Genomic DNA, 26,595 nt, shown 5'->3' with positions numbered 1-26,595 from the left:
CTCGCTCTCTTTTACGGAGCCGTGCGTTTCCAGCATCCTCGGATGCCCTTTCAATCTCTAACGACCGGGCGGCCCCCCGCCGCCGATTAACCATCCAAGCCTGCCGTACTAGCCGACGACAAGCGTTCTAATTCCGGCCCGACTGTGGCATAAACGTGGCGCGTGTTTCCGGCTACCTCCAAATCCCGCCGTCCGCCCCTCGATCGCGCGGCCCTCGATCGCCTCGCACTGGCCTATGTCGCGCGGTTCGCGACGACGCGCGCGCGCCTTTCCCAATACCTCGATCGCAAGGTGGAGCAGCGCGGCTGGGCGGACGACGGCGCGCCGCCGGTGGCCGCGATCGTCGAACGGCTGGCGGCGCTGGGCTATGTCGACGACCGGATTTTTGCGCGCGCGCGCGCAAACGCGCTCACGCGCAAGGGCTATGGCCGGCGCCGCGTCGCCGCCGCGCTCGCGGGCGCCGGCATCGACGCGGACGATGCCGATGCGGCGATCCGGGGAGACCGGGACGATGTCGAGGACGGAAACGGGGATGCGGGCGATGCCGCGATGACGGTCGCCCTCGCCTTCGCGCGCCGCCGCCGGATCGGGCCGTTCGCGTCGGCGCCGCCCGACGACGCGGCCCGGCGGCGCGCCTTCGCCGCATTGATGCGCGCGGGGCACGATCCCGATGTGGCGCGGCGCGTCCTTGCCCTCGCGCCGGGCGACGCCGATCCGGATTGAATCCGGCGGCGAAGCGGAGACGTTCACAAGGAATTTACGTTTAGGTTCCACACCCCTCCCTGCACGTGTTACAGTAAGGAGTCGCTTGGGGGAGTGGCGTATGAGAAACGAACAGGTCGCTGAATCGCCACCACGCGAGGCGATGGTCGATTTTCGACCGGAAACCTCGGATGGGCTGCATGAATCCTCTGGCGCGGATGCGCGCTGCGGGCATCGGGAAGATGACGATATCGACGATGGAGAGCTGCATGGCGGCCTCGTCAAATGGTTCGATACGACGCGCGGATTCGGGTTCATGGTGCCGGACACGCCCGGCGCCGGCGACATCCTGATTCATTTTTCGGCGTTGCGCGATCATGGCCGGCGCAGCCTGCCCGAAGGCACGCGCGTCGTTTGCAAGGCGGTCCAGCGCGACCGCGGCATGCAGGCGACGATCGTGGTCTCGTTCGATCTGAGCACCGCTACCGGTCCGGACGCCGACGCGATCGACCGGCGCCCGGCCGATCATGTCGATCCGGTCAGCCTGATTTCGGACGCGGGGCCGCCGCTGGACGTCAAGGTCAAATGGTTCAACCGGCTGAAGGGCTATGGATTCCTGATGCGCGATGACGGCTCGCCCGATATATTCGTGCATATGGAAACGCTGCGGCGCGGTCAGATCGCCGAGGTCGAGCCCGATCAGCCACTGGTCGCGCGCATCGTCCAGGGCCGCAAGGGCCCGCTCGCAGTGGTCGTTACCCGACCGGAGTAAAGCGTTGGTACGTTACTTTATTGCCGCCCTCGTCGCATGTTCCGCGGCGGCGAGCCTGACCGCCTGCACGTCCGGATCCCAGACCGACACCCAACCGAGCGCGAAGTTCGTCCCGCTCAGCATCCAGACCGCGGCAGGCGAGCATAAATTTACGGTCGAGGTGGCACGCACCCCCGAGGAACAGGAGCGCGGGCTGATGTTCCGCACGTCGCTGGCCGGCGATCGGGGGATGATCTTTCCTTACGATCCGCCGCGCCCCGCAAGCTTCTGGATGAAGAACACGCTCATCCCGCTCGACATGATCTTCATCCGCAAGGATGGCACGATTGCGCGGATCGCCGACAACACGACGCCCGAATCGCTCGAACCGGTGCAGTCGGGCGAGCCGGTGGCGGCCGTGCTCGAACTGGCCGGGGGCCGCGCCGCCGAACTCGGCATCGCCGAGGGAGACACGGTCAGCTGGACGGGCTGAGCTTTTCGACGAGGGCGATGAACGGTGCTGCGGGGGTGATGGTCTTTTCCCGCGGCACCGACTATCTGGCCATCCGCAATGGAGACTTCAGACCTTCGGATCGCGCTGTTCAGCGGCAACTACAACTATGTCAGGGATGGCGCGAACCAGGCGCTGAACCGCCTTGTCGGCTATCTCCTGCGGCAGGGCGCCGCGGTGCGCATCTACTCCCCCGTCGTCGAGAATCCCGACTTTCCGCCGACCGGCGATGTCGTGCCGATCCCCGCGCTCCCCTTCCCCGGGCGCGGCGAATATCGCGCGCCGCTGATGATCCCGCCGCGCGCCAAGCGCGATCTCGCGGCGTTCGCCCCCAATCTGATCCATGTCGCCAGCCCCGAGATACTCGGGCACCGCGCGGTCAGCTATGGGCGCAAGCATAACCTGCCGGTGGTCGCCTCCGTCCACACCCGGTTCGAGACCTATCCGCGCTATTACGGCCTGGCCTTCATGGAGCCCGTCGTCGAGGCCGCGCTGCGCCGCTTCTACCGCCGCTGCGACGCGATCGTCGCGCCCTCCGAATCGATGGCGCAACTGCTGCGCGATCAGCGCATGAGCTATGATGTCGGCATCTGGACGCGCGGTGTCGACAAGGAGATCTTCACCCCCGCACGGCGCGATCTCGCCTGGCGCGCATCGCTGGGCATCGCCGCCGACGATGTCGTGATCACTTTCGTCGGCCGGCTGGTGATGGAGAAGGGGCTCGACGTCTTCTCCGATGCGATCGATCTCCTCGCCAAGCGCAACGTGCGTCACAAGGTGCTGGTGATCGGCGACGGCCCGGCGCGCGACTGGTTCGAGAAGCGCCTGCCCGATGCGGTGTTCGTCGGGTTCCAGGGCGGCGCCGACCTCGGCCGCGCGGTCGCCTCTTCGGACATCCTGTTCAATCCCTCGGTCACCGAGACCTTCGGCAATGTGACGCTCGAGGCCAAGGCGACCGGCATCCCCGTGGTCGCGGCGATCGCGACGGGCAGCCAGAGCCTCGTTACCAACGGCGTTTCCGGCCGGCTGGTCACCCCCGGCGCGATCGGCGATTTCGCCGAGGCGCTGCGCTATTATTGCGAACATCCCGACGCCCGCCGCGCCGCCGGCAAGGCCGGCGAGGCGGAAACGGTGCGGTTCGGCTGGGATGCGGTCAACCAGCAGCTGGTCGACACCTATGTCCGGCTGGTTCGCCAGCGCCGTGCGGGCGGCAAGGGCCCGGCGCGGAGCCGGGTGCCTTAACCGCCCGCAAGCAGCGCCACCCGTCCGCCGTTCGTCCCGAGCGGTGGTGCGGGTAGCGTGGGGAATCCTCCTACCCCACCGCCTGCCACGCAAATGCCAGCGGCGCCTCGCGAAACGCGAACCGGTCGAGATGCCGCGCGATCGCGCCCTTCAGCCCTTCGAGCTGCTCGGGCGCGCTCGCATCGATGCGCACGCCGAGCGTCTCCGCGCGCGCATCGAAGGTGGCGACCGCATCGCCCGGATAATCGGCGCCGCGCGCATCCCTGGGGAAGGTCACGGTGCCGTGTTCGGTGGTGAACTCGACCGCGAGATTGTGCGACCAGTGCTTCAGCAATTGCTGAAGATAGCGGCTGCCATTGGTGGTCGGTACGTCGGCAATGGCACTGGTCATCACAGCCTCTCGATCTTCTGCGCCGCATCGTCGAGGATCGCGGCAACCTGGTGGAGCGTCTCGGCATCGACATCGTCGCGGCTGAGGCGGTCGTGGAGCACCTGGCGCATATTGCCCATCGCGCGCCGGATCGGGGCGCCGTCGGTCTTCTCGCGCATCGCGCTCAGCGATGCGAGCCGCTCGAACAAGGCCTTAACGTCGGCCTCGTTCTCGGCGAGGTGCGCGGTGCCGGCCCCGGTGATCGCGAACGCCTTGCGCGAACCGCCTTCGCTGGCCTCCTCGATCAGCCCCATGTCGGCGAGCAGCGTCAGCGTCGGATAGACCACGCCCGGGCTCGGCGCATAGGCGCCGCCGGTGCGCTCCTCGACCTCGCGGATGAGGTCATAGCCGTGGCGCGGCTGGTCGGCGATCAGCCGCAGCAGCACCAGCTTCAACTCACCGCCATCGAACAGCCGGCGACGACCGCGGCCACCGCCGCCGCCGCCGCCCCCGCCGCCATGCCGCCCATGGCCGTGACGGCCATGGCCGAAGCCAGGGCCTTCCTTCATGCCGAACCCTTCGGTCCAGCTCCCATATCCCATTCCAAAACGCATTTCGATCTTTCTCCGATATATCTTGCGTTGATGGATTCGATATATCTTGATGCTTTCAAGATACAAGACCCCTGCGATGGACGGCGCAAACTTTTCCACAGGCGCCAGAGAACCTATATCGAACATCGCATGGCCGACCTTTTCGCTCCCGACCCGCAGGACATACCCGCCCCCGCCGCCGGGCCGCTGGCCGACCGGCTGCGCCCGCAGTCGCTCGAAGAAGTGGTGGGCCAGCGTCACCTGACCGGGCCGGACGGCGCGATCGGCCGCATGGTCGCGGCGGGAAAGCTCGGCTCGATCATCCTGTGGGGGCCGCCGGGCACGGGCAAGACGACGATCGCGCGGCTGCTCGCCGATGCGGTGGGCATGCGATTCGAATCGATCTCGGCGGTGTTTTCCGGCGTCGCGGACCTCAAGAAGGTGTTCGCCGCGGCGCGCGACCATCGCCGCATGGGCGAAAAGACAGTGCTGTTCGTGGACGAGATCCACCGCTTCAACCGCGCGCAGCAGGATGGTTTCCTGCCCTATGTCGAGGACGGCACCGTCGTGCTGGTCGGGGCGACCACCGAGAATCCCAGCTTCGAACTCAACGCCGCCCTGCTCAGCCGCGCGCAGGTGCTGATCCTCAACCGGCTCGATGCGTCGGCGATGGAGGAATTGCTCGCCCGCGCCGAGGCGATCGAGGCAAAGCCGCTGCCGCTCGACGAGAATGCCCGCGCGGCGCTGGTCGCGAGCGCGGATGGCGACGGGCGCTTCCTGCTCAACCAGGTCGAGACCCTGTTTTCGGTGGCGGGTGCCGAGAGGCTCGACGCCGCCGGCCTCTCAGCGCTGCTCCACCGCCGCATGGCGGTCTACGACAAGGACCGCGAGGGGCATTACAACCTGATCTCGGCGCTTCACAAATCGTTGCGCGGCAGCGATCCGCAGGCGGCGCTCTATTATCTGGCGCGCATGCTGACCGCCGGCGAGGAACCGCTCTACGTGCTGCGGCGGATCACGCGCTTCGCCAGCGAGGATATCGGCCTCGCCGATCCGCAGGCGCTGGTGCAGTGCATCGCCGCCAGGGAAGCCTATGACTTCCTCGGCTCGCCCGAAGGCGAGCTCGCGATCGTGCAGGCCTGCCTCTATTGCGCGACCGCGCCCAAATCCAACGCCGCCTACAAGGCGATGGGCAAGGCGTGGAAGACGGCGAAGGAAACCGGATCGCTGATGCCGCCGAAGAACATCCTCAACGCGCCGACCCGGCTGATGAAGGATATCGGCTACGGCAAGAACTACGCCTACGACCATGACGCCGAAGACGGCTTTTCGGGCGACAATTACTGGCCGGAAGAGATGGCGCCGCAGACCTTCTACGCGCCGGTCGAGCGCGGGTTCGAGGCGAAGATCGCTGAGCGGATCGCCCATTGGAACCGGCTGCGCGGCGAGCGCGGATAAAGCCCTCTCCCCCAAGGGGAGAGGGCAATTCGGCGACCGTCTCGAACGTCTTTGGCCCTTTGGGACTGGTGGAAAATGAAGAGCCTCAGCTCTTCGGCCGCGGCCCCCGCGGCGGACGGCCGGCGCCGCCGCCGGGACGCGCCCCACCCTTGCCGTCCGGCCCGCCGTCACGCTTGGGCGGGGGCGGCGGGCGGCGGTCGCGGCCGCCATGGCCCATCGTGTCGCGGCGGGGCGGCAGCGGCGGCGTGCGCGGCTGCACCGGGGCGCCGCTCGACACCGAATAGCCTTCCTTCTGCAGACGCGTGAACGCGGCGCGGACGTTGGTGGCGATCGCCGCCTGCAGTTCGGGCGACAGATCGGCGAAGGTCACATTGTCGTGCAGCGCGTTGAGATCGCGCAGCAGCGTGTTGGGCAGCCCCTTCGAGGCGATCTTCATCGCCGCGATGGAATCGATCACCGCGGAGAACAGGATCTCCTGCATCACATCTGTCGCCGACTTCGCCATGGCGCCCCTCTAGCGAGGTTCGATCCGCTTGTCGCGGGGGATAAACAGCCGGAATCGACGATATTTCCCCGGTAACGGCCCCTTCACCCACCCCCTTCCCACGGCGCGAACCGGCGTTATGTTCCATCGCCGTCCGGCAACGACCGGCCAGGGAGGGGCGAGCTATCGATCTGCAGGGGGAATTGATGACGGCTGAGCCAGGATCAGCGATGCAGGATGCGCCACCCGCCGGCTGGCTGGAGCGCCGCTTCGCGCTGACCGAACGCGGCACCACGCCGCGCACCGAGATCCTCGCCGGCGTCACCACCTTCCTGACGATGGCCTATATCATCCTCGTCAACCCGGCGATCCTCGGCCAGGCCGGCATGCCGGTGGCCGCCGTCGCCGCCGCGACCTGCTTCGCCGCCGGCGTCGCCAGCATCATGATGGGCTTCATCGCCAACACGCCGCTGGCGCTGGCGCCCGGCATGGGGCTCAACGCCTATTTCAGCTTCACCGTCGTCCAGCAGATGGGCATTCCCTGGCCGGTCGCGCTGGGCTGCGTGTTCGTCTCGGGCGTCGCCTTCCTCGTGCTCACGCTGGCGGGCGTGCGCCAGATGATCGTCGCCGCCATCCCGCAGCACCTGTTCGCCGCAGTCGCCGGCGGCATCGGCCTGTTCATCGGCTTCATCGGCCTCAGGAACGGCGGCATCGTCGTCTCCAACCCGGCGACCAGCGTCGCGCTGGGCGATCTGCGCGCCGGCGGCGCCGCGCTCGCCCTGTTCGGGCTGGTCGCGATCGCGGTGCTGAGCGCGTGGAAGGTGCGCGGCGCGATGCTGATCGGCATCGTCGCGACGACGCTCGCGGGCATCGCCGCCGGCCTCGTCCAGTTCTCGCCCGCCCCCTATTCCTTCGCGGCGCTGGGCGAGACCGCTTTCGCACTCGACCTCGCCGGCGTGTTCACCGCGCAGGGCGGCATCGGCATCGTCGAGATCCTGTTCGTGTTCCTGTTCGTCGACCTGTTCGACAATCTCGGCACGCTCGTGGCGGTCACCAAGCGCGCCGGGCTGATCGGGCCCGATGGCCGCATCCCGCGGCTCAACCGCATCCTCGTGACCGATTCGATCGCGACGATGATCGGCGCCACCGCCGGCACCAGCACCGTCACCTCCTATGTCGAAAGCGCCGCGGGGGTGCAGGCGGGCGGGCGCACCGGCCTGACGGCGATCGTCACCGGCGTGCTGTTCCTGCTCGCGATCTTCTTCGCGCCCTATGCGCAGCTGGTCCCGCTCGCCGCGACCGCGCCGGCGCTGATCCTCGTCGGCGCGTTGATGATGGCGCCGCTGATCGAGGTGGCGTGGGACGATCCCGAGGCGGCGATCCCCGCCTTCCTCACGGTGGCTTTGATCCCCCTCACCTTTTCCATCGCCAACGGACTCGCGTTCGGCATCACCGCGCATGCGCTGCTCAAGCTGCTGCGCGGGAAGATCGGCCGCGGCGACTGGTTCCTGTTGATCCTGTCCGCGCTGTTCGTGACACGCTTCGTCTGGCTGGCGGCCGCCTGATGCTGCACTCCGTACGATCGCAGCGCGGCATGGTGACCGCACCCCATCATCTCGCAGCCCAGGCGGGGCTCGCCATCCTGCAGGACGGCGGCAATGCGGCCGAGGCGACCGTCGCCATCGCCGCGACGCTCGCCGTCGTCTATCCGCACATGACCAGCATCGGCGGCGACGGTTTCTGGCTGATCGCCGAGCCCGACGGCCGGGTGGAGGCGATCTCCGGCTGCGGCGGTGCCGCTTCCGCCGCCGACCTGGCGCTCTACGAAGGCCTGTCCGCGGTGCCGTGGCGCGGGCCGCTCGCCGCCAACACCGTCGCCGGCACCATCTCCGGCTGGGAGGCCGCGCTCGTCGCGACACGCGCGATGCTGCCGCTGGAGCGGCTGCTGCGCGACGCCATCCACCATGCCGAGGCCGGCGTCGCGGTTACGCGCGGGGGTGCCGACATTGCGGCCGCCAAGGGGCCGGAGTTGCGCCGCCAGCCCGGCCTCTGGGCGCGCATCTTCGAACCCGAGGGCCGCCCGCTCGTCGAAGGCGAACTGCTGCGCCAGCCCCTGCTCGCGGCCACCTTGCGGCGGCTGGCCGACGAGGGGCTCGGCAGCTTCTACGAAGGCCCGCTCGCCGCGGACATCGCCGCCGATCTCGCAGCGCTGGGCAGCCCGGTGACCGCGGCCGACCTCGCCATGCACCGCGTCGAACTGCCCGTGCCGCTCTCCGCGCAGATCGCCGGCGCCACGCTCTACAACATGACGCCGCCCACGCAGGGCCTCGCCTCGCTGCTGATCCTCGCGCTGTTCGACCGTCTGGAAGCCGGCGACGCGGACGGCTTCGCGCACGTCCACGGCCTCGTCGAGGCGACCAAGCAGGCCTTCCTCGTCCGCGACACCCATGTCGGCGACCCCGCCTATATGACGATCGACCCGCAGGCGCTGCTCGACGATCGCGCCGCGCTGGATGCGATGGCGGGCCGGATCGATCCCGCCCGCGCGCTGCCCTGGCCGCAGCCAGGCCAGTTGGGCGACACCTGCTGGTTCGGTGCCGCCGACGCCGAGGGCCGCGTCGTCAGCGCGATCCAGAGCACCTATTTCGAGTTCGGATCGGGGCTGGTGCTTCCCGGCAGCGGCATCACCTGGCAGAATCGCGGCGCCAGCTTCCGCCTCGCCGAGGCCGGCTGGAACGCGCTGAAGCCGCGCCGCAAGCCCTTCCACACGCTCAATCCGGCGCTCGCCCGCTTCGACGACGGGCGGGTGATGGCCTATGGCACGATGGGCGGCGAGGGCCAGCCGCAGACGCAGGCGGCGCTGTTCAGCCGCTATGCCCGCTACGGCATCAACCTGCAGGAGGCGATCACCCGCCCGCGCTGGCTGCTCGGCCGCACCTGGGGCGAGGACTCGACCAGCCTCAAGCTCGAGGACCGCTTCGATCCGGCGCTGTACGCGGCGCTGCGCGCCGCCGGCCACGCGGTCGAGCTGCTGCCCGCCTTCACCGCGACGATGGGCCATGCCGGCGCGATCGTCCGCCACCCGGACGGCCAGTTCGAGGGCGCGACCGATCCGCGCAGCGACGGGGCGGTCGCCGCGTGGTGAGCCAGGGCGCAGCCGGTGGTTCGCGCGCGGTCGCGCGCTGCGACCTGCTGGCGCGCCCGCCCTACAGCAGCGCCGCCGACATGCTGTTCCGCGCCTATCTGACGCCGGCGCACGCTGCCGCGCTGGAGACGATCGCGGTGTGGATGCGCGAAGCGGGGATGACCGTCCATATCGACGCCGCGGCGAACCTCATCGGTCGCTATGACGGCATCGATCCCGCGGCGCCGGCGCTGCTGATCGGCAGCCATGTCGACAGCGTGCGCGATGGCGGCGCCTATGACGGGCCGCTGGGGGTGATGCTCGGCATCGAGGCGGTGGCGGCGCTCGCTGCCGCGGGCCGCCGCCTGCCCTTCGCGATCGAGGTGATCGCCTTCGGCGACGAGGAAGGATCGCGCTTCCCCGCGGCGATGCTCACCAGCCGCGCGGTGGCCGGCACGCTCGAACGGATGCCGTTCGACATGGCCGATGCCGACGGCGTGACGCTGGGCGCGGCGCTCGGCCTGTTCTCGCTGCGCGGCCATGGCGGCATGCGCGGTGCGGCGCGGCCGGCGGGTTCGACGATCGCCTATCTGGAGGCGCATATCGAGCAGGGGCCGGTGCTGGAAGCGGAAGGCCGCGCGGTCGGCACCGTCACCGGCATCGCCGCGCAGCACCGCTATCAGGTCGTCGTCGAGGGTCTGGCGGGCCATGCCGGCACCGCGTCGATGCCGCTGCGCCGCGACGCGCTGGCGGCGGCGGCGGAGATGGTCCTTGCGGTCGAGCGCGTTGCGCGTGCGGCGGCGTCGGATCTGGTCGCGACCGTGGGCAAGCTGGAGGTCGCGCCGGGCGCCCCCAACGTCATCCCCGGCCGGGTCGCCTTCACCATCGACGTTCGCGCGGGCGAGGCCGACCGGCGCGACGCCGCCGCGGCGGCGATCCTCGGCGACATCCGCGCGATCGCGGACCGCCGCGGCGTCGAACTGACCAGCACCCTGATCCACGACCTGCCGGCAGCACCGTCCGACCCGATGCTGATGGACCTGCTCGACGAAGCGACCGAAGCGGCGGGTCAGCCCGTCCGCCGGCTCGTCAGCGGCGCTGGGCATGACGCGATGATCATGGCATCGCTATGCCCGACGGTGATGCTGTTCCTGCGCTGTGCGGGCGGCATCAGCCACAACCCCGCCGAGCGGGTCGATCCTGCCGATGCCGAGATCGTATTGGCGGTTATGCTCGGCTTCATCGATCGGCTTGGAGAGCGCTTTGCCTGACCTCGACCCCTTCCTGTTCGGTGAGATCGATCCGCCCCAGCGGCTGCTGATGGGCCCCGGCCCGGTCAACGCGCATCCGCGCGTGCTGCGCGCGATGTCCGCAGACCTGCTCGGCCAGTTCGATCCGGAGATGACCGGCTATATGGAGCAGGTGATGGCGCTCTACCGGCCGCTCTTCGGCACGGAGAATCGCTGGACCTTCCTGGTCGACGGCACCGCGCGCGCCGGCATCGAGGCGGCTCTGGTCAGCCTCGTCGCGCCCGGCGAGACGATGCTGGTGATCGATTTCGGCCGTTTCGGGCTGCTTCTGCGCGAGATCGGCGAGCGGATCGGCGCGACGGTGGAGATGCTCTCGGTGCCGTGGGGCGAGGTCGTGCCGCTGGAAGCGGTGGAGGCCGCGATCGCCCGCACCGGCCCGCGCCTCGTCGCCTCGGTGCATGGCGACACCTCGACGACGATGGCGCAACCGCTCGACGGCATCGGCGCGCTGGCGGCAGCGGCGGGTGCCTTTTCCTATGTCGACGCCACCGCGACGATCGGCGGCATGGCGCTGGCGGTTGACCGCTGGGGCGTCGACGTCGTCACCGGCGGGCTGCAGAAATGCCTCGGCGGCCCCTCCGGCTCGGCGCCGATCACCGTCTCCGACCGCGCCGCCGCGCATATCTTCGAGCGCCGCCATGTCGAGCGCGGCATCGCCCGCGACGATCTGGTGGCGGGCCCCGGCCCGCGCATCGCCTCCAACTATTTCGACCTCGCGATGGTGATGGATTATTGGAGCGAGAAGCGCCTCAACCACCATACCGAGGCGACGACGATGCTCTACGGCGCCCGCGAATGCGCGCGCGTCGCGCTCGGCGAGGGGCTGGAGGCGCGCTACGCCCGCCACGCCGCCGCCGGCCGCGCCGTCACCGCCGGCGCCCGCGCGCTGGGGCTGACCGTGTTCGGCGACGATCGCCATCGCATGGCCAACGTCACCGGCATCTACATCCCCGAAGGCGTCGATGGCGAGCGCGTGCGCCTGAGGATGCGCGAGGATTTCGAGATCGAGATCGGCACCGCCTTCGGGCCGCTGGCGGGCAAGGTCTGGCGGATCGGCGCGATGGGCTACAACGCGATGAAGCACAAGGTGCTGATCACGCTCGGCGCACTGGAAGCGGTGCTGCGCGCGGAGGGATATAAGGCGCCGGCCGGCGCCGGCGTCGATGCGGCGCTGGAGGCGTGGGGATGAGGGTGGCTAAAGTTCTTCTCCCTCTCCCCTCCGGGGAGAGGGCCGGGGAGAGGGGCAGTCGCGCGGAGCGTACAGCGTCGTCATACCCGGCACCGGGCTGCCTGACGGCATCCCGCAGATCGCGCTACGCACGATCTGCCCCTCTCCCATCCTCTCCCCGGAGGGGAGAGGGGTGGTCACGATGACCCGCGATCTCGTCGGCTACGGCGCCACCCCGCCCGACCCGCGCTGGCCGAACCGCGCCCGCGTCGCGGTGCAGTTCGTCATCAACTATGAGGAAGGCGCCGAAAACAGCGTCCTCAACGGCGACAAGGGCTCCGAGGCCTTCCTCTCCGACATGGTCGGTGCCGCCAGCCATCCCGCGCGTGCGATGGCGATGGAGAGCCTCTACGAATATGGCAGCCGCGCCGGCTTCTGGCGGCTGCACCGGCTGTTCACCGAACGGCAGGTGCCCGTCACCGTCTTCGGCGTCGCGCTGGCGATGGAGATGAACCCGGCCGCGGTCGAGGCGATGCTCGCCGCCGGCTGGGAAATCGCCAGCCACGGCTATCGCTGGATCGACTATCAATATGCCGGGGAGGCGCTGGAGCGCGCGCATATCGCCCGCGCGATCGAGACGCACCGGCGCGTCACCGGCAGCCGCCCGCTCGGCTGGTACCAGGGCCGCACCTCGCCCGACACCGCCCGCCTCGTCGCCGAGGAGGGCGGGTTCGTCTATGATGCGGACAGCTATGCCGACGACCTGCCCTATTACGACCGGACGCACGGCCGGGCGCAGCTGATCGTGCCCTATTCGCTCGACGCCAACGACATGAAGATGGTCGCGCTCAACGGCTTCACCGAGGGCGAGCAATTCTTCCGCTATCTGCGCGACACGTTCGACCAGCTCCGCGAGGAAGGCGGCCGGATGATGTCGATCGGGCTGCATGGCCGCATCGCCGGCCGCCCGGCGCGCGCGCGGGCCGTTGCCCGCTTCCTCGATCATGTGCTGGCGAGCGGCGACGCGTGGATCGCGCGCCGCATCGACATCGCCCGCCACTGGCTGGAGACCCACCCCGCATGACCCTGAACGACCCCGCCATCGTCGCCGAAGTGACCGCCGCCTTCATGGCCTATGAGCGCGCGCTGATGGAAGACGATATCCCGGCGATGGACGCGCTGTTCCACCACAGCCCCACCACCGTGCGCTACGGCGTCGGCGAGGTGCTCTACGGGATCGAGGAGATCCGCGCATTCCGCAAGGGTCGCGGCGGATCGCCGCAGCGCAGGCTCGGCCGGCTGGCGATCGCCACCTATGGCAGCGACCTCGCCACCGCCAATGTCGAGTTCTTCCGCGAGGGCAGCGATCGGCGCGGCCGCCAGAGCCAGACCTGGGTGCGCTTTCCCGATGGCTGGAAGGTCGTCTCCGCGCATGTCTCGCTCGAGGGCAGCACCTCGTGACGCAGGACGGCACCGCTTTCGTCGACCGCTATGGCGGACTGTTCGAGCATAGCCCGTGGGTGGTGGAGCGCGCCGCGGCGCGCCTGCCCTTCGCGGACCTCCATGCCGGGCTGATGAGCGTGGTGCAGGAAGCGACGCGCGGCGAGCAGCTCGCGCTGATCCGCGCGCACCCCGAACTGGCCGGCAAGGCCGCGATCGACGGCAGCCTGACCGAGTCCTCCGCCGCCGAGCAGGCGTCCGCGGGGCTCGACCGGCTCACGCGCGAGGAATATGATCGCTTCCATGCGCTGAACGCCGCCTATCGCGCGCGGTTCGGCTTTCCTTTCATCATCTGCGTCCGGCGGACCAACAAGGCAGGCATATTGACCGCGATGCAACGGCGCCTCGACAATGACCGCGAGGCCGAGATCGCAACCGCGATCGCCGAAATCGGTGAGATCGTGCGGCTGCGGCTGGAGACGCCGGCATGAGCCTCGCCGACCTCGAAGCGCGCCTGGCGCATGACCTCGCGCAGCTCAACTGGGGCGAGCCGGACTGGCTCGCGCCGATGTCGCATCCCGATGGCCATGTCTATGACGTGATCATCGTCGGCGGCGGCCAGAGCGGGCTCGGCGCGGCGTTCGGGCTGATGCGCGAGCGGATCGGCAACATCCTGATCCTCGACGAGAACCCGGCGGGCTATGAAGGCCCGTGGGACACCTATGCGCGGATGCGCACCTTGCGCACGCCCAAGCATCTCTCGACGATCGAGCAGGGCCTGCCCGCGCTGTCGTTCCGCGCCTGGTACGAAGCGCAGCATGGCCGCGACGGCTGGGATGCGCTCGACAAGATCCCGCGCGGCGACTGGATGGGATATCTGCGCTGGTATCGCCGGGTGCTGGCGCTGCCGGTGCGCAACGACGCGCGGGTCGGCCTGATCGAGCCGCATGGCGGGCTCCATCTCGTCAGGCTCGCCGATGGCGAGACGCTGCGCGCGCGCAAGGTCGTGCTCGCCACCGGCATCCAGGGCGGCGGGCAATGGCACACGCCGGCGATGATCGCGGCGCTGCCCCGCGACCTCTATGCGCACTCGTCCGAGCCGATCGATTTCGGCTGGCTCGCAGGCGGCCGCATCGCGGTTCTCGGCGGCGGCGCCTCGGCGTTCGACAATGCCACCGCCGCGCTCGAGGCGGGCGTCGGCCATGTCCATGTCTTCATGCGCCGCAAGGACATGCCGCGGATCAACCCCATCCGCTTCATGGAGCGCGCGGGCATGACGCGGCGTTTCCCCGCGCTCGACGATGGCGCGAAATATGCGGTGATGGCGTCCTTCTTCGATCGCAACCAGCCGCCGACCACCGACATGTTCGAGCGTGCGGCGACATTCGCTGGGTTTCACCTCCACCTCGGCAGCCCGTGGACCGCGGTCGAGCAGACCGCGGACGGCGCGGTGGCGGTGACGACGCCCAATGGCCGCTTCACCTACGACTTCCTGATCCTCTCGACCGGGCTCGTCACCGATCCGGCGCTGCGCCCCGAACTGGCGCTGGTCGAAAGCCGCATCGCGCGCTGGGGCGACCGCCACGTCGCCGACGACGGCGTGCGCAATCCGCTGATCGAGGCGCATCCCTATCTCGGGCCGGGCTTCCAGTTCCTGCCGCGTGAGCCCGGCGATGCGGCGGCGCTGCACGGCCTGTTCGCGTTCAACTATTCGGCGCTCGTCAGCATGGGGCTGTCCGCCGCCGCGCTGTCCGGCCTCGACCATGCGCTGCCACGGCTGGTTTCGGCGATCGCCGACCAGCTCTTCCTCGACGATCGCGACGAGATCCTCGCCGCCTATTTCGCTTATGCCGAACCCGAATTCCTCGCCGAATGGCGGCCCCGCGGCGCGCGGGAGGCGGCGCGATGACCGGCCTCACCACCCATGTGCTCGACACCACCCACGGCCGGCCCGCGGCAGGCGTGGCGCTGACGCTCTATCATGAGGGCGAGGCGGTGTTCCGCGGCGCGACCAACGAGGATGGCCGCTGCCCGGGGCTGATGAACGAGACCGAACTGCGGAAAGGCCGCTACCGCATCGAATTCTCGGTGGCGGCCTATTTCCGCGCGCAGGGCATCGTGCTGCCCGAGCCCCCGTTCCTCGATGTGGTCGCGATCGATTTCGGCGTGGCCGAGCCGGCGGGGCATTATCATGTGCCGCTGCTGGTCTCGCCGTTTGGCTACTCGACCTACAGGGGGAGCTGATGAGTGGCGTGAAGCACCGGGCATCAAGCCCCTCCCCTTCAGGGGAGGGGACGGGGGTGGGGAGCGGCGGCGGGGGCTCAATGCCCCCGGCGGCGCTCTTTCCGGCGTTGCCGGAGGCTCGCTTCGCTCGCCCCCACCCCAACCCCTCCCCTGAAGGGGAGGGGCTAAGATCCTCCCCGTTCCGGGGAGGACGATCATGATCCGCTTCCTCCTCGACGATGACCTCGTCACCATCGACCCGGTCGACCCGACCGGCACCGTCCTCGACCTGCTGCGCTACCGGCTCGGTCGCACGGGCACCAAGGAAGGCTGTGCCGAGGGCGACTGCGGGGCCTGCACCGTGCTGCTCGGCACGCTCGAAGACGGCGCCGTCGCATGGCGCGCGGTCAATGCCTGCATCCTGTTCCTGCCGATGCTCGACGGCAAGGCGCTGCTCACCGTCGAGAGCCTGTGCCGCGACGGCATGCTCCATCCGGTGCAGCAGGCGATGGCCGACGACCATGGATCGCAATGCGGCTTCTGCACGCCGGGTTTCGTGATGTCGCTCTACGGCCGCAGCATCGGCGCCTGCGGCACCCGCGGCACCGCGGTGGCCGACGTCATCGGCGGCAATCTCTGCCGCTGCACCGGCTATGGCCCGATCCTCGCCGCCGGCGAGGCGCTGGCGATCGCGCCGCGCGACGATGCCGAAACCGCGCGGCGGCTCGCCGACATCCAGCGCACGACCGCGATCCGCTACGCCGATCCGCTGACCGGCGGCGAACGCCGTGCCTATGTGCCGCAGACCGCCGACGATCTCGCCGCGCTGCTGCTGGAGCATCCGGATGCAGGGATCGTCGCCGGCGCGACCGATGTCGGGCTGTGGGTGACCAAGCAGCATCGCGTGCTCGAAACGCTGATCTTCATCGCCGACATCGCCGATCTCAGGACCATCGTCGAGGACGGGAGCGGGCTCACCATCGGCGCGGGCGTTCGCTATGCCGAGGCGCATGAAGCGCTGGCGCGGCTCCATCCGGACCTCGGCGAACTCGTCCGCCGCATCGCCGGGCTGCAGGTGCGCAACGCCGGCACGATCGGCGGCAACATCGCCAACGGCTCGCCTATCGGCGACATGCCGCCCGCGCTGATCGCGCTGGGGGCGACGGTAACGCTGCGGCGCGGCGATACCCGGCGGACGCTGAAGCTGGAGGATTTCTTCATCCGCTACGGCCGGCAGGATCGCCAGCCCGGCGACTTCGTCGAGAGCGTCCACGTCCCCCGCCCCGCCCCCGACGCGCTGATCCGCATCGTCAAAGTGTCCAAGCGCTTCGACAGCGACATTTCCGCGGTGTGCGGCGCGTTCGCGCTGACCATCGCCGACGGCACCGTCACCGACGCCCGCATCGCCTTCGGCGGCATGGCCGGCGTGCCGGCGCGGGCAAGCGGTTGCGAGGCGGCGCTGATCGGCCAGCCCTGGAGCGCGGCCAGCGTCGAGGCCGCCGCCGCGGCGCTTGCCGAAGACTATCAGCCGCTGTCGGACCTGCGCGGATCGGCCGATTATCGCCGCCTCGTCGCCGCCAATCTGCTGCGGCGGCTGTGGGCCGAATGGGAAGCGCCGGCCGAACCGGTCAGCGTGCTCGCCTGTGGCTGAGGCCGACATCCCCCGCCCCGGCGCCGGTACCGGCTTCGTCGCCGCGCCGCTGCGCCATGACAGCGCCGGGGCGCATGTCGCCGGCACCGCGCGCTATGTCGACGACATGCCCGAGGCGCCGGGCACGCTGCACCTCGCCTTCGGCCTCTCGACGCAGGCGCATGCGCGGATCGAGGCGATCGACCTCGACGCGGTGCGCGCCGCGCCCGGTGTCGTCGCCATCTTCACCGCGGCTGACATCCCCGGCGTCAACGATGTCAGCCCGTTCGCTGGGGACGACCGCCTGTTCGCCGAGGGCAGCGCGCTCTATGTCGGCCAGCCGCTGTTCGCCGTGGTCGCCACCAGCACCAAGGCGGCGCGCGTCGCCGCGCGGCTGGCGAAGGTCGACTATACGCCCCTCCCCGCGCTGCTGACGATCGCCGCGGCGCGCGCGGCGGGATCGCTGATCGAGCCCAGCCAGCGCATGGGCCGCGGCGACGTGCCCGCCGCGCTCGACGCCGCCCCGCACCGCCTCGCCGGCCGCATCGCGATGGGCGGGCAGGAGCATTTCTACCTCGAAGGCCAGGCCGCGCTCGCCCTTCCCGGCGAGGATGGACAGGTCCATGTGCTCAGTTCCACCCAGCATCCGAGCGAGATCCAGCACCTGATCGCCAAGGTGCTCGGCCGCAGCCATGCCGACGTGACCGTCGAGGTGCGGCGGATGGGCGGGGCGTTCGGCGGCAAGGAAACCCAGGCCGCCGCCTTCGCCGTGGCGTGCGCGCTGGCCGCCACGCGCACCGGCCGCCCGGTCAAGGTCCGCGCCGACCGCGACGACGACATGGTGATGACGGGCAAGCGCCACGCCTTCGAGATCGACTATGATGTCGGCTTCGACGATGCCGGCCGCATCGCCGGCATCAGGCTGGAGCTCGCATCGCGCTGCGGCGCCACCACCGACCTGTCGCCGGCGATCAACGACCGCGCGATGTTCCATTCGGACAACAGCTATTATTTCCCCGCGGTCGAGATTCTCTCGCACCGGCTGAAGACCAACACCGTCTCCGATACCGCGTTTCGCGGTTTCGGCGGGCCGCAGGGCATGGTCGGGATCGAGCGGGTGATGGATGCGATCGCCGCCCGTCTCGGCCGCGATCCGCTGGCGGTGCGGCAGGCCAATCTCTATGGGCCGGGGCGCGACGTGACGCCCTATGGCATGACCGTGGAGGACAATGTCGCGCCCGAACTGATCGCCGAACTGGCGGAGGCGGCGGACTATACGGCGCGTGCCGAGGCGGTCGCCGCGTTCAACGCCGGCCACCGCATCCTGAAGAAGGGTCTCGCGCTCACCCCGGTCAAGTTCGGGATCAGCTTCACTACCACCCACCTCAACCAGGCCGGCGCGCTCGTGCTGGTCTATGCCGACGGATCGATCCAGATCAATCATGGCGGCACCGAGATGGGCCAGGGCCTGATGGTGAAGGTGGCGCAGATCGTCGCCGAGGTGTTCCAGGTGCCCGTCGAGCGCGTGCGGGTAACCTCGACCCGCACCGACAAGGTGCCCAACACCTCCGCCACCGCCGCCTCCTCGGGCGCCGACCTCAACGGGATGGCGGCGTTCAACGCAGCGCAGACGGTGCGTGAGCGGCTGGCGGCGTTCGCGGCGGAAAAATTCGGCTGCGATGCCGGTTCGGTGCGCTTTACGCCCGATGGCGTGGTCGCCGGCGACGAGATCCTGCCGTTCGACGCGCTGTGCCGGATGGCGCATCTCGGCCGCGTCTCGCTCTCCGCCACCGGCTTCTACGCGACGCCCAGGATCCATTACGACCGCGCGACGCACAGCGGCCGCCCGTTCCTCTATTTCGCCTATGGCGCGGCGCTGAGCGAGGTGGTGATCGATACGCTGACCGGCGAGCACAAGGTGCTGGCGGTGGACATCCTCCACGATGTCGGCCGCTCGCTGAACCCGGCGATCGACCTGGGGCAGGTCGAGGGCGGCTTCATCCAGGGCATGGGCTGGCTGACCACCGAGGAACTGGTGTTCGCGGACGACGGCCGGTTGCTCACCCACGCCCCCTCCACCTACAAGATCCCCACCGCCTCCGACCGCCCGGCACGGATGACCATCCGGCTGTGGGAGCGCGGCCGCAACGCCGAGGCGACGATCCACCGCTCCAAGGCGGTGGGCGAACCGCCCTTGATGCTGGCGATCTCGGTGCTGTCGGCGCTGACCCATGCCGTGGCCGCGGCGGTGCCCGGCAAGGGATTGCCGGATCTGGATGCGCCGGCAACGCCGGAACGCGTGCTGATGGCGATCGAGGCGCTGCGGCGGCGTGGGTGAGTGGCGCAGTTTGCCCCCCTCCCCTTCAGGGGAGGGGAAAGGGGTGGGGCAGCGTTGGCGGGGGCTCAATGCCCCCGGCAACGCTTTTTCGGCTCACGCCGAAGCGCGCTGCACTCGCCCCCACCCCAACCCCTCCCCTGAAGGGGAGGGGCTTGAGTTCCGCGCCGCGGACCCCCTGCGGTGACCCCCGTCTCCGACTGGGCCGCGCTCGCCCTGACCGCAGCGCAAGACACCCCCGTCGCGCTCGTCACCATCCTCGCCACCGAAGGCTCCGCCCCCCGCGGCGCCGGCACGCGCATGGCGGTCACCCGCACCGCCCTCGCCGGCACGATCGGCGGCGGCGCGCTCGAGCTGCGGGCGATCGAGCAGGCGCGGGCGATCCTCGATCTCGCGCCGGGACGCTGGCGCGTGCAGGATTATCCGCTCGGCCCCCTGCTCGGCCAATGCTGCGGCGGCCGCGTCCGCCTGCTGGTCGAGCGCGTCGATCCGGCCGCCAGCGGCTGGATCGCGCATGAGGGCGAGGCGCTGATCGCGACGCTGGCCGACGATACCGTCCGGCGCGTCCCCGGCGATGCCGCCCCCCTGCCCTCCGCGCGCGGCGAACGCCCCGCCGCCGGCGCACGCTTCGTCGAACCCGCCGACGTCCGCCGGCTGCCGGTGATGCTGTTCGGCGCCGGTCATGTCGGCCGCGCCATCGCCCGCGCCGTCGCGCGCCTGCCGATCGCCCTCGCCTGGTTCGACACCCGCGCCGCCGAGGCCGGCTTCCCCGGGGTGATGCCGGTCGCGGAGGATCAAGCGGTCGATTGCATCGGCGAGGCCGGCGCGGAGACCGCAATGCTCATCCTCACCCACGACCATGGCCTCGATTATCGGCTGACCGCCGCGGCGCTGCGCAGCGCGGCGGGCTTCGTCGGCCTGATCGGCTCCGCCACCAAGCGCGCGCGCTTCCTGTCCCGGCTGGCGGCGGAGGGGTTCGACGGCGAAGCCCGTGCGCGGCTGACCTGCCCGATCGGCCTGCCCGGCATCACCGGCAAGGAACCGGACGTGATCGCCATCGCGGTCGCCGCGCAACTGCTTGCCATGAGACCCGCTGCATGACCGCCATCGCCTACCGCGCCGAAATCCTCGCCGTGCCGGAGGATCCGCTGCGCGCCGGGGCGGAGGCGATCCGCCATCACCCGGACGGGCTGCTCGTCGTCGAGGACGGCATCGTCGCCGCCTGCGGCGATCATGCGGATCTGGCCGGGCGGTTCGCGAACGTGCCGACCGAGCGGCTGGCCGGCATTCTCGTGCCCGGCTTCGTCGACACCCACATCCATTATCCGCAGACCGAGCGCATCGCCTCGCATGGCGAGCAGCTCCTGCAGTGGCTCGACCGCCACATCTTTCCCGCCGAGGCCGCGTTCGCCGATCGCGCGCATGCCGATGCCATCGCCGCCTTCTTCCTCGACGAACTGCTGCGCAACGGCACGACCACCGCGCTGGTCTACCCGACCGTCCACCCCCAGTCGGTCGACGCGCTGTTCGAGGCGGCGCTGGCGCGCGGCATGCGCATCGTCTCGGGCAAGGTGCTGATGGATCTGGGCCCCGCCGATCTCCGCGACACCGTCGCCGGCGGCCGGGCGGACAGCGAGGCGCTGGTCGCGCGATGGCGGGGGCGCGGGCGGCTGGGCTATGCGGTCACCCCCCGCTTCGCGCTGACCTCGACCGACGCGCAGCTCGAAGATGCCGGCCGGCTCGTCGCCGCGCATCCGGACGTGCTGATGCACACCCATCTGGCCGAAAACCGGGGCGAGATCGCCGCGGTCGCCGCGCGTTTCCCGCACGCCGCCGACTATCTCGACGTCTATGACCGCTTCGGGCTGGTCGGCGATCGATCGGTGTTCGCGCATTGCGTCCACCTCGACGCCCGCGCGCGCAACCGCATGGCGGCGGCGGGCGCCGGCATCGCCTTCTGCGCGACCAGCAACATGTTCCTGGGCTCCGGCCTGTTCGATCTCGCCGCAACCGACGCGGCGGGGATCAAGATCGGGATCGGCACCGATGTCGGCGCCGGCACCAGCTTCTCGATCCTCCATACATTGGGTGAGGCGTACAAGGTCTGCCAGTTGCGCGGCCAGGTGCTCGATCCGTTCCGCGCGCTTTATCTCGCGACCGCGGGCGGCGCGCGCACGCTCAACCTCGGCGATCGGATCGGCGGGCTGCGGCCGGGGCAGGAGGCCGATTTCGTCCTGCTCGATCCGGCGGCGACGCCGTTGCTCGCGCGCCGCACCGCCGGCGCGTCGATCGCCGACACGCTGTTCGCGCTGCAGATCCTTGGCGACGACCGCGCGGTGGCGGCCACCTATGTCGCGGGGCGCCGGGCGCTCAGTCCTTCCAGAAGCGCGGCGTGTCGATAAGCCGATCGAACGCCTTGGCCGCCTTGCCCAGCACCTTGTCCCGCGGGGCGCCTTCCGGTGCCAGCGTCGCGGTGATCCCCAGGCCGGCGAGCAATTCGGCGCCCATCGCCACGTCGTTGAGTTCGCCAAGCTTGTCCTGCAGCCGCGCCAGCGCCTTCACGAACGCGGCGTGGCGCTGTGCCGCCGCCTCGTCCCCGCCGAAGCAGGACGCGAAGAAGTCGGCGGCATAGCGCAGCTTCTTCGCATCGATCCGCACGCGATGGCGATGCTCGTCGTCCAGCCCGACGAGATCCCGGCCCTTGCGGCGCACGCTGCGGAACCGCTTCGCCAACACGGCTTCCGCGAATTCGCGGGCCGGTGCGTGCTGAACCGCCTGCAGTTCGGCCGCATCCCGCCACCGGCCCAGCGCCATCCATTCGACGAGGTCGAGCGGCAGCGCGCGTGCGCGGGACAGATCGAGCGCGGCGCGCAATCCGGAGAAGCGGCGCGCGCGTTCGGCGCGGAGCAGCGCCTGCGCAGCGGCGTCGACCCGCGGAATCAGCACATCGATGTCGCGCACGCTGCCCAGTTCGCCGGCCAGCCAGCGCAATTCCCCGCGCAACCGGGCGGCATCGGCGTCGTCGCCGAACAGCGGCTTGAACAGCGTGAAGGCGGAGCGCAGCCGGCGGAGCGCCACGCGCGCCTGGTGGATGAGTTCATCGCCATCGGCGGCGAGGATCAGCGCCTCGTTCAGCCGATAATGGCGAAGGCAGGCCGTCAGGATCGCGGCGAACGCGCCCCGCGCATCGGTTTCGGCACCCAGCCGGATCGGCTCCCCGCGCACCGCGGCGCCCGCGCCCGCGGCAAGATCGAGCAGGCGATAGCCGCGCTCCGCCTTGGACAGCACGCCGAGGCGCAGCGGCGCGTGGCGATCCAGCGCGCGGGCGAGCGCGAACAGCGCTGCCGCGTCGCCGTCGAGCAGCTCCAGCTCCAGCTCGGCGACGGTATCGCTGTGCGCACCGCTATCGACCCTGCCGGTATCGATCGCGCATTCGATCCGCGCGCCGTCGAAGCCGAAGCGACGGCGATGGCGGTGGACGTCGGTGGTGAAGGCCGGCCCGATCCGCTCGATCCAGGCGGGATCGAGCATGGCCGCAAAGGGCGAGCCGGGATCGTCGAGCACCGGCGTCCAGCCGCGCACCGGCAGATCCCATTCGGGGCGGACGAACAGCCCCGCCGCCTTGCCGCCCGCCTTCAGCGTCTGGATGTGGCGGCGGCCGTCGCGGCGGATGCGCAGGCTGAGCCCTGCCCGTTCGAGGTCGGCGGCGGGCGTGTCGAAATAGGTGGCGACGAGATGGCGCTCCGCGGCATCGTCCGCGGCGCCCAGTTCCTCGGCGGCACGCAGCGCGGCGTCGCCGCCGGCGCTGAATTCGAGCTTCAGCTCAACCTCGACCGGATCGCCCATCTGTCTACGCCTCATCACAACCGGCCGCGACGGCACGGCGAGGGCGGCAGCTTTGCGCGCCTGCGCGATCTGGATCAAGCGAGTGGCGGCACAAACCGGAATGCGCGCGGCGCGCACCGGCACCGCCGCCGGCCGCCCGAACCCGGCGGCAAGCGGCGGTGCCGGCGCTATTCGTAGCGCAGCGCGTGGACGGGGTTGGTGCGCGCCACCCGCCAGGCATGGGCGGAGATCGTCAGCACCGCGATCACCAGCGCGAGCAGCCCTGCGGTCAGGAAGGGCGCCGGCCCCAGCCCGATGCGCATGTCGAACCCGTTGAGCCAATCCCGCATCACCCACCAGGCGATCGGCCAGGCGATGAGGTTGGCGATCAGGACGGGCCGGGTGAACTGCCACACCAGCAGGCGGACGATGTCGATCGTCTTCGCGCCCAGCACCTTGCGGATGCCGATTTCCTTGGTGCGCCGCTCCGCGGTGAAGGCGGCGAGGCCGAACAGGCCGAGGCAGCCGATCACCACGGCGAGGATCGCGAACATGCCGAACAGCTGCGCGCGCTTCTCGTCGGCGACATACATGTCGTTGACGATGTCGTCGACGAGGCGGGCCGAATAGGGAATCTCGGGCACCAGCCGCTGCCACACCGCCTCCGCGCGCGCGTTCATCGTCGCGGGCGAGATGCCGCTGAAGCGCACCAGCATGTCCGAATAGCCGCTGGTGCGATGATAATAGATGATCGGCTGGAGCGGATCGCGGACGCTGCGGTAGCGCACGTCGCCGACGACGCCGACGATCGTCGCGGGCGTGTTGCCGAGGTCGGTATCGCCGGGCGAGAAGGCGACCAGCAATTGCTTGCCGATCGCGGCCTGCGGGCTGTCATAGCCCAGCCGCGTCACCGCCGCTTCGGAGATGACGGCGTTGATCCCGCGCTGCATCAGCGCCCGCTCCGCCTCCGGCGTGCTCGGGGTCGGCAGGGTGGCGTCGTCCATCGGCTGGCTGGCGGAGAAGTTGCGGCCGGCGATCAGCCGCCCGCCCAGCGACGGGATGAAGCCGGCATCCATCGCATAGATGCCCAGCGCCACGCGCTGTTCGCCGCTGGTGCCCGCGCGGCGCACCGAGGTGATATTGTTGTTGCCGCTGTTGAGCGCGATCGTGCCGCGGCCGACGGCGGACACGCCCTCGATGTTGCGCATCTCCTGCACCAGCGCCTCGCCCACCGCCTGCGCCTGCGGCGTCGACAGCGCCGCGATCTGCAGCAGCCCGTCGCGCTTGTAACCGGCATCGACGGTGCGGGCGTAGATCGTCTGGCCGTAGACCACCGCCGTGCAGATGATCAGCGCGATCGAGATCGCGAATTGCGCGACGACCAACAGGTTGCGCAACCGGCCGGACCCCTGCGCGTCCGCGGCCGACTTGTTGGCCTTGAGCACCTGCGCCGGCTGGAAGCGCGAGAGATAGAAGGCCGGATAGAGCCCGCCGGCGAGGCCGACGAGGATGGTCAGCCCGATCACCGGCAGCAGCAGGCCGTGCAGGCCGAGATAGGATATGGTCATGTCGGCGTCGAGGAAGGCGTTGAGGCCCGGCAGCGTGATCTCGACGAGCGCGAGGCCGATCAGCATCGCGATGATCGCCACGATCATCGATTCCCCGATGAACTGGGTGATGAGCTGCGCGCGCGTCGCCCCCAGCACCTTGCGCAGCGCGACCTCGCGGGCCCGCTGGGAGGCGCGCGCGGTGGCGAGGTTGGTGAAGTTGACGCAGGCCATGCCCAGGATCAGCATCGCGATGATCGCGAAGGTCAGCACCGTGCGCTTGTCGCTGCCCGGCTTTTCGGCGGCGTCCTGCGCGCGGCCGAGGTGAATGTCGCGCACATTGGTCATCTCCCAATGCTGATAGTCGGCCGGGTTGGAGCGGCTGGAATCGGAGACGTCGTCGGGAATGTTGCGCTTTTCCCAGGCCGGCAGGCCGCGCGTGATAGCGCCGATATCGGCGCCGGGCTTGAGCCGGAAATAGACCTGCCCGCCCTGGCTGTTCCACGAGGTCAGCATGAAATGGCGATCGCCGAACAGCGTCGGGATATCGACGCGCGCGACCAGCTCCATCGCCATGTGCGTGTTCTTGGGCAGGTCGCGGAACACGCCGGTGACGCGATAATCCTGCGTCAACTTGCCGGTGGTGATCGTCAGCGTCTTGCCGATCGGGTCCGCCGTGCCGAAGCGCCTGATGGCTTCCGCCTCGCTGAGCGCCACCGCGTCCTGGCGATCGAGCGCGGTCGCCCGATCCCCGCGGACGAACGGCACGCGGATCACGTCGAAGAGGTTGCCGTCGGCATAGATGCCGTTGCTGACCTTGCTCGGCTTGCCATCCTGAACCACCGTCATCGGCGGCGAGGTCAGGTAGACCAACGTCTCGATCTGCGGGAAATCCTTCTTGAGCGCCTGCCCCGCCGGATAGCTGGTGATCTGCAGCTCGAACGCCTCGCCGCCCTGCGGCGTCGCCTCATAGAAGCTCTGGACCTGGAAGGTGCGGTCGGCATCCTCCAGCCAGCTGTCATAGCTGAATTCGTAGCGGACGAAGGTGAGGATCAGCAGGCACGCGGCGATGCCGAGCGCGAGGCCGAAGATGTTGATGAAGGCATAGGTGCGGTTCTTCGCCAGCGCGCGGATACCGACCGTCAGATAGTTGCGCCACATGGTGGTGATCCCCTTCCCCTTACGCCGCGCGGCGCCGTTCCTGGAGCACGCGGCCGTCGAGCATGTTGACGACGCGGCTGGCATAGTCGGCATGCGCGGGTGAGTGGGTGACCATCACGATCGTCGCGCCTTCGGCGTTCAGGCCCTTCAGCATGTTCATCACCTCGTCGCCATGGCTGGTGTCGAGGTTGCCGGTCGGCTCGTCCGCCAGGATCAGCCGCGGGCTGGCGACCAGCGCACGGGCGACGGCGACGCGCTGCTGCTGGCCGCCCGAAAGCTGCGTCGGCCGGTGGCGCGCGCGGTGGGCGATGCCGACGCGGTCCATCACCTCGTCGGTGCGGCGGCGGCGTTCGGCGGCGGGCACGTCGTGATAGAGCAGCGCAAGCTCCACATTCTCGCGCACCGTCAGCTCGTCGATCAGGTTGAAGCTCTGGAAGATGAAGCCGATGCCGGCCTTGCGCACCGACGCCAGCTCCGCCTCGGAGAGCCCCGCCACCTCGCGCCCGTCGAACATATAGCTGCCCGAGCTCGGGCTATCGAGCAGCCCGACGAGGTTGAGCAATGTCGATTTGCCGCAGCCGGAGGGGCCCATGATCGCCACGAACTCGCCCTCGGCGATGTCGAGGTCGATCGCGTCGAGCGCCACCGTCTCGATCGTGTCGGTGCGGTAGACGCGGCTCAGTGCGCGCATGTGCAGCAGCGGGGTTCCGGTCATATGCTC

General features: G+C 69.9%; 24 protein-coding genes. 18 read left to right on the top strand and 6 right to left on the bottom strand.

Translation table 11 applies throughout. The annotated features are described in order from the left end of the window. Positions 1-162 precede the first annotated feature (162 nt). The 4 genes from NX02_RS01455 (at position 163) to NX02_RS01440 (ending at position 3,206) form a co-directional block, all read left to right on the top strand. Positions 163-723, top strand: coding sequence for a RecX family transcriptional regulator (locus NX02_RS01455; protein WP_039996346.1), 561 nt, complete (start codon positions 163-165; stop codon positions 721-723). Next, positions 671-1,474: a cold-shock protein gene (locus NX02_RS33990; protein WP_342671292.1), complete on the top strand. Its 804-nt coding sequence runs from the start codon at positions 671-673 to the stop codon at positions 1,472-1,474. The genes NX02_RS01455 and NX02_RS33990 overlap by 53 nt, the downstream gene beginning before the upstream one ends. Positions 1,475-1,529: 55 nt before the next feature. Next, positions 1,530-1,946, top strand: a complete 417-nt coding sequence (locus NX02_RS01445; RefSeq protein ID WP_053000733.1) for a DUF192 domain-containing protein — start codon at positions 1,530-1,532, stop codon at positions 1,944-1,946. Positions 1,947-2,024: 78 nt separating this feature from the next. Continuing rightward, on the top strand, positions 2,025-3,206 hold the full coding sequence (locus NX02_RS01440; RefSeq protein ID WP_025290441.1) for a glycosyltransferase family 4 protein: 1,182 nt from the start codon (positions 2,025-2,027) through the stop codon (positions 3,204-3,206). Positions 3,207-3,276: 70 nt separating this feature from the next. Here NX02_RS01440 and NX02_RS01435 read toward each other — a convergent pair whose 3' ends face one another. Then, positions 3,277-3,597, bottom strand: coding sequence for a DUF2218 domain-containing protein (locus tag NX02_RS01435; RefSeq protein WP_039996345.1), 321 nt, complete (start codon positions 3,595-3,597; stop codon positions 3,277-3,279). Next, positions 3,597-4,145 carry a PadR family transcriptional regulator gene (locus tag NX02_RS01430; RefSeq protein ID WP_039996978.1) on the bottom strand — a complete coding sequence of 183 codons (549 nt, stop codon included), beginning with the start codon at positions 4,143-4,145 and terminating at the stop codon, positions 3,597-3,599. The genes NX02_RS01435 and NX02_RS01430 overlap by 1 nt, the downstream gene beginning before the upstream one ends. A gap of 174 nt (positions 4,146-4,319) precedes the next feature. On the opposite strand from NX02_RS01430, the gene NX02_RS01425 reads away from it, so the two are divergent. After that, positions 4,320-5,627 carry a replication-associated recombination protein A gene (locus NX02_RS01425; RefSeq protein WP_025290438.1) on the top strand — a complete coding sequence of 436 codons (1,308 nt, stop codon included), beginning with the start codon at positions 4,320-4,322 and terminating at the stop codon, positions 5,625-5,627. 85 nt (positions 5,628-5,712) lie between these two features. Here the strand turns inward: NX02_RS01425 and NX02_RS01420 are convergent, their stop codons facing one another. Beyond that, positions 5,713-6,132: a hypothetical protein gene (locus NX02_RS01420; protein WP_025290437.1), complete on the bottom strand. Its 420-nt coding sequence runs from the start codon at positions 6,130-6,132 to the stop codon at positions 5,713-5,715. A 185-nt stretch (positions 6,133-6,317) separates the two neighbouring features. Between NX02_RS01420 and NX02_RS01415 the strand changes: the two genes are divergently transcribed. From NX02_RS01415 to guaD, 13 genes are all read left to right on the top strand, one after another. Beyond that, entirely contained in the window at positions 6,318-7,676 is a 1,359-nt protein-coding gene (locus tag NX02_RS01415) for an NCS2 family permease (protein ID WP_039996344.1), read from the top strand. Continuing rightward, positions 7,676-9,256, top strand: coding sequence for a gamma-glutamyltransferase family protein (locus NX02_RS01410; protein ID WP_025290435.1), 1,581 nt, complete (start codon positions 7,676-7,678; stop codon positions 9,254-9,256). The genes NX02_RS01415 and NX02_RS01410 overlap by 1 nt, the downstream gene beginning before the upstream one ends. Next, positions 9,253-10,506: an allantoate amidohydrolase gene (locus NX02_RS01405; RefSeq protein WP_158013857.1), complete on the top strand. Its 1,254-nt coding sequence runs from the start codon at positions 9,253-9,255 to the stop codon at positions 10,504-10,506. Before NX02_RS01410 ends, NX02_RS01405 begins: the two co-directional genes overlap by 4 nt. Then, entirely contained in the window at positions 10,499-11,734 is a 1,236-nt protein-coding gene (locus tag NX02_RS01400) for a pyridoxal-phosphate-dependent aminotransferase family protein (protein ID WP_025290433.1), read from the top strand. Before NX02_RS01405 ends, NX02_RS01400 begins: the two co-directional genes overlap by 8 nt. Before the next feature lie 181 nt (positions 11,735-11,915). Next, positions 11,916-12,797: an allantoinase PuuE gene (puuE, locus tag NX02_RS01395; RefSeq protein WP_025290432.1), complete on the top strand. Its 882-nt coding sequence runs from the start codon at positions 11,916-11,918 to the stop codon at positions 12,795-12,797. Next, on the top strand, positions 12,794-13,174 hold the full coding sequence (gene hpxZ / locus NX02_RS01390) for an oxalurate catabolism protein HpxZ (protein ID WP_025290431.1): 381 nt from the start codon (positions 12,794-12,796) through the stop codon (positions 13,172-13,174). Before puuE ends, hpxZ begins: the two co-directional genes overlap by 4 nt. Beyond that, positions 13,171-13,644 carry a 2-oxo-4-hydroxy-4-carboxy-5-ureidoimidazoline decarboxylase gene (gene uraD, locus NX02_RS01385; RefSeq protein ID WP_025290430.1) on the top strand — a complete coding sequence of 158 codons (474 nt, stop codon included), beginning with the start codon at positions 13,171-13,173 and terminating at the stop codon, positions 13,642-13,644. The genes hpxZ and uraD overlap by 4 nt, the downstream gene beginning before the upstream one ends. Then, the gene (locus NX02_RS01380; protein ID WP_025290429.1) at positions 13,641-15,062 is read left to right on the top strand and encodes an FAD/NAD(P)-binding protein; all 1,422 of its coding nucleotides are present in this window, start codon (positions 13,641-13,643) and stop codon (positions 15,060-15,062) included. Before uraD ends, NX02_RS01380 begins: the two co-directional genes overlap by 4 nt. Then, positions 15,059-15,397 (top strand): hydroxyisourate hydrolase, encoded by a 339-nt coding sequence (gene uraH / locus NX02_RS01375; protein ID WP_025290428.1) that lies wholly within the window; start codon positions 15,059-15,061, stop codon positions 15,395-15,397. The genes NX02_RS01380 and uraH overlap by 4 nt, the downstream gene beginning before the upstream one ends. Before the next feature lie 196 nt (positions 15,398-15,593). Beyond that, positions 15,594-17,027 carry a xanthine dehydrogenase small subunit gene (xdhA, locus tag NX02_RS01370; RefSeq protein ID WP_245648730.1) on the top strand — a complete coding sequence of 478 codons (1,434 nt, stop codon included), beginning with the start codon at positions 15,594-15,596 and terminating at the stop codon, positions 17,025-17,027. Next, on the top strand, positions 17,020-19,344 hold the full coding sequence (xdhB, locus tag NX02_RS01365) for a xanthine dehydrogenase molybdopterin binding subunit (protein WP_025290426.1): 2,325 nt from the start codon (positions 17,020-17,022) through the stop codon (positions 19,342-19,344). The genes xdhA and xdhB overlap by 8 nt, the downstream gene beginning before the upstream one ends. 180 nt (positions 19,345-19,524) lie before the next feature. Then, a complete protein-coding gene (gene xdhC / locus NX02_RS01360) occupies positions 19,525-20,442 on the top strand; it encodes a xanthine dehydrogenase accessory protein XdhC (protein WP_025290425.1) in 918 nt (305 codons plus the stop codon). Then, the gene (gene guaD, locus NX02_RS01355) at positions 20,439-21,743 is read left to right on the top strand and encodes a guanine deaminase (RefSeq protein ID WP_025290424.1); all 1,305 of its coding nucleotides are present in this window, start codon (positions 20,439-20,441) and stop codon (positions 21,741-21,743) included. Before xdhC ends, guaD begins: the two co-directional genes overlap by 4 nt. On the opposite strand, the gene NX02_RS01350 is transcribed toward guaD, so the two are convergent. The 3 genes from NX02_RS01350 to NX02_RS01340 form a co-directional block, all read right to left on the bottom strand. Then, entirely contained in the window at positions 21,712-23,187 is a 1,476-nt protein-coding gene (locus tag NX02_RS01350) for a CYTH and CHAD domain-containing protein (RefSeq protein WP_025290423.1), read from the bottom strand. The genes guaD and NX02_RS01350 overlap by 32 nt on opposite strands. A 167-nt stretch (positions 23,188-23,354) precedes the next feature. Then, positions 23,355-25,874 carry an ABC transporter permease gene (locus NX02_RS01345; RefSeq protein WP_025290422.1) on the bottom strand — a complete coding sequence of 840 codons (2,520 nt, stop codon included), beginning with the start codon at positions 25,872-25,874 and terminating at the stop codon, positions 23,355-23,357. Positions 25,875-25,893: 19 nt separating this feature from the next. After that, positions 25,894-26,589, bottom strand: coding sequence for an ABC transporter ATP-binding protein (locus tag NX02_RS01340; protein WP_039996972.1), 696 nt, complete (start codon positions 26,587-26,589; stop codon positions 25,894-25,896). Positions 26,590-26,595: the final 6 nt, after the last annotated feature.

This window comes from Sphingomonas sanxanigenens DSM 19645 = NX02 (assembly GCF_000512205.2).
GTDB lineage: Bacteria > Pseudomonadota > Alphaproteobacteria > Sphingomonadales > Sphingomonadaceae > Sphingomonas_D > Sphingomonas_D sanxanigenens.
The sequence above is the reverse complement of the archived record's forward strand: the minus strand, read 5'-3'. Positions and strand labels throughout refer to the sequence as shown.

What these genes read in the sequence shown, in the direction of transcription:
- NX02_RS01435 (WP_039996345.1), bottom strand. Translation starts at nt 3,597, where the DNA reads ATGACCAGTGCCATTGCCGACGTACCGACCACCAATGGCAGCCGCTAT.
- puuE (WP_025290432.1), top strand. Translation starts at nt 11,916, where the DNA reads ATGACCCGCGATCTCGTCGGCTACGGCGCCACCCCGCCCGACCCGCGC.
- NX02_RS01380 (WP_025290429.1), top strand. Translation starts at nt 13,641, where the DNA reads ATGAGCCTCGCCGACCTCGAAGCGCGCCTGGCGCATGACCTCGCGCAG.
- NX02_RS01340 (WP_039996972.1), bottom strand. Translation starts at nt 26,589, where the DNA reads ATGACCGGAACCCCGCTGCTGCACATGCGCGCACTGAGCCGCGTCTAC.
- uraH (WP_025290428.1), top strand. Translation starts at nt 15,059, where the DNA reads ATGACCGGCCTCACCACCCATGTGCTCGACACCACCCACGGCCGGCCC.
- NX02_RS01345 (WP_025290422.1), bottom strand. Translation starts at nt 25,874, where the DNA reads ATGTGGCGCAACTATCTGACGGTCGGTATCCGCGCGCTGGCGAAGAAC.
- NX02_RS01440 (WP_025290441.1), top strand. Translation starts at nt 2,025, where the DNA reads ATGGAGACTTCAGACCTTCGGATCGCGCTGTTCAGCGGCAACTACAAC.
- NX02_RS01350 (WP_025290423.1), bottom strand. Translation starts at nt 23,187, where the DNA reads ATGGGCGATCCGGTCGAGGTTGAGCTGAAGCTCGAATTCAGCGCCGGC.
- NX02_RS01415 (WP_039996344.1), top strand. Translation starts at nt 6,318, where the DNA reads ATGACGGCTGAGCCAGGATCAGCGATGCAGGATGCGCCACCCGCCGGC.
- NX02_RS01425 (WP_025290438.1), top strand. Translation starts at nt 4,320, where the DNA reads ATGGCCGACCTTTTCGCTCCCGACCCGCAGGACATACCCGCCCCCGCC.
- NX02_RS01410 (WP_025290435.1), top strand. Translation starts at nt 7,676, where the DNA reads ATGCTGCACTCCGTACGATCGCAGCGCGGCATGGTGACCGCACCCCAT.
- NX02_RS01420 (WP_025290437.1), bottom strand. Translation starts at nt 6,132, where the DNA reads ATGGCGAAGTCGGCGACAGATGTGATGCAGGAGATCCTGTTCTCCGCG.
- guaD (WP_025290424.1), top strand. Translation starts at nt 20,439, where the DNA reads ATGACCGCCATCGCCTACCGCGCCGAAATCCTCGCCGTGCCGGAGGAT.
- NX02_RS01430 (WP_039996978.1), bottom strand. Translation starts at nt 4,145, where the DNA reads ATGAAGGAAGGCCCTGGCTTCGGCCATGGCCGTCACGGCCATGGGCGG.
- NX02_RS33990 (WP_342671292.1), top strand. Translation starts at nt 671, where the DNA reads ATGTGGCGCGGCGCGTCCTTGCCCTCGCGCCGGGCGACGCCGATCCGG.
- xdhA (WP_245648730.1), top strand. Translation starts at nt 15,594, where the DNA reads ATGATCCGCTTCCTCCTCGACGATGACCTCGTCACCATCGACCCGGTC.
- hpxZ (WP_025290431.1), top strand. Translation starts at nt 12,794, where the DNA reads ATGACCCTGAACGACCCCGCCATCGTCGCCGAAGTGACCGCCGCCTTC.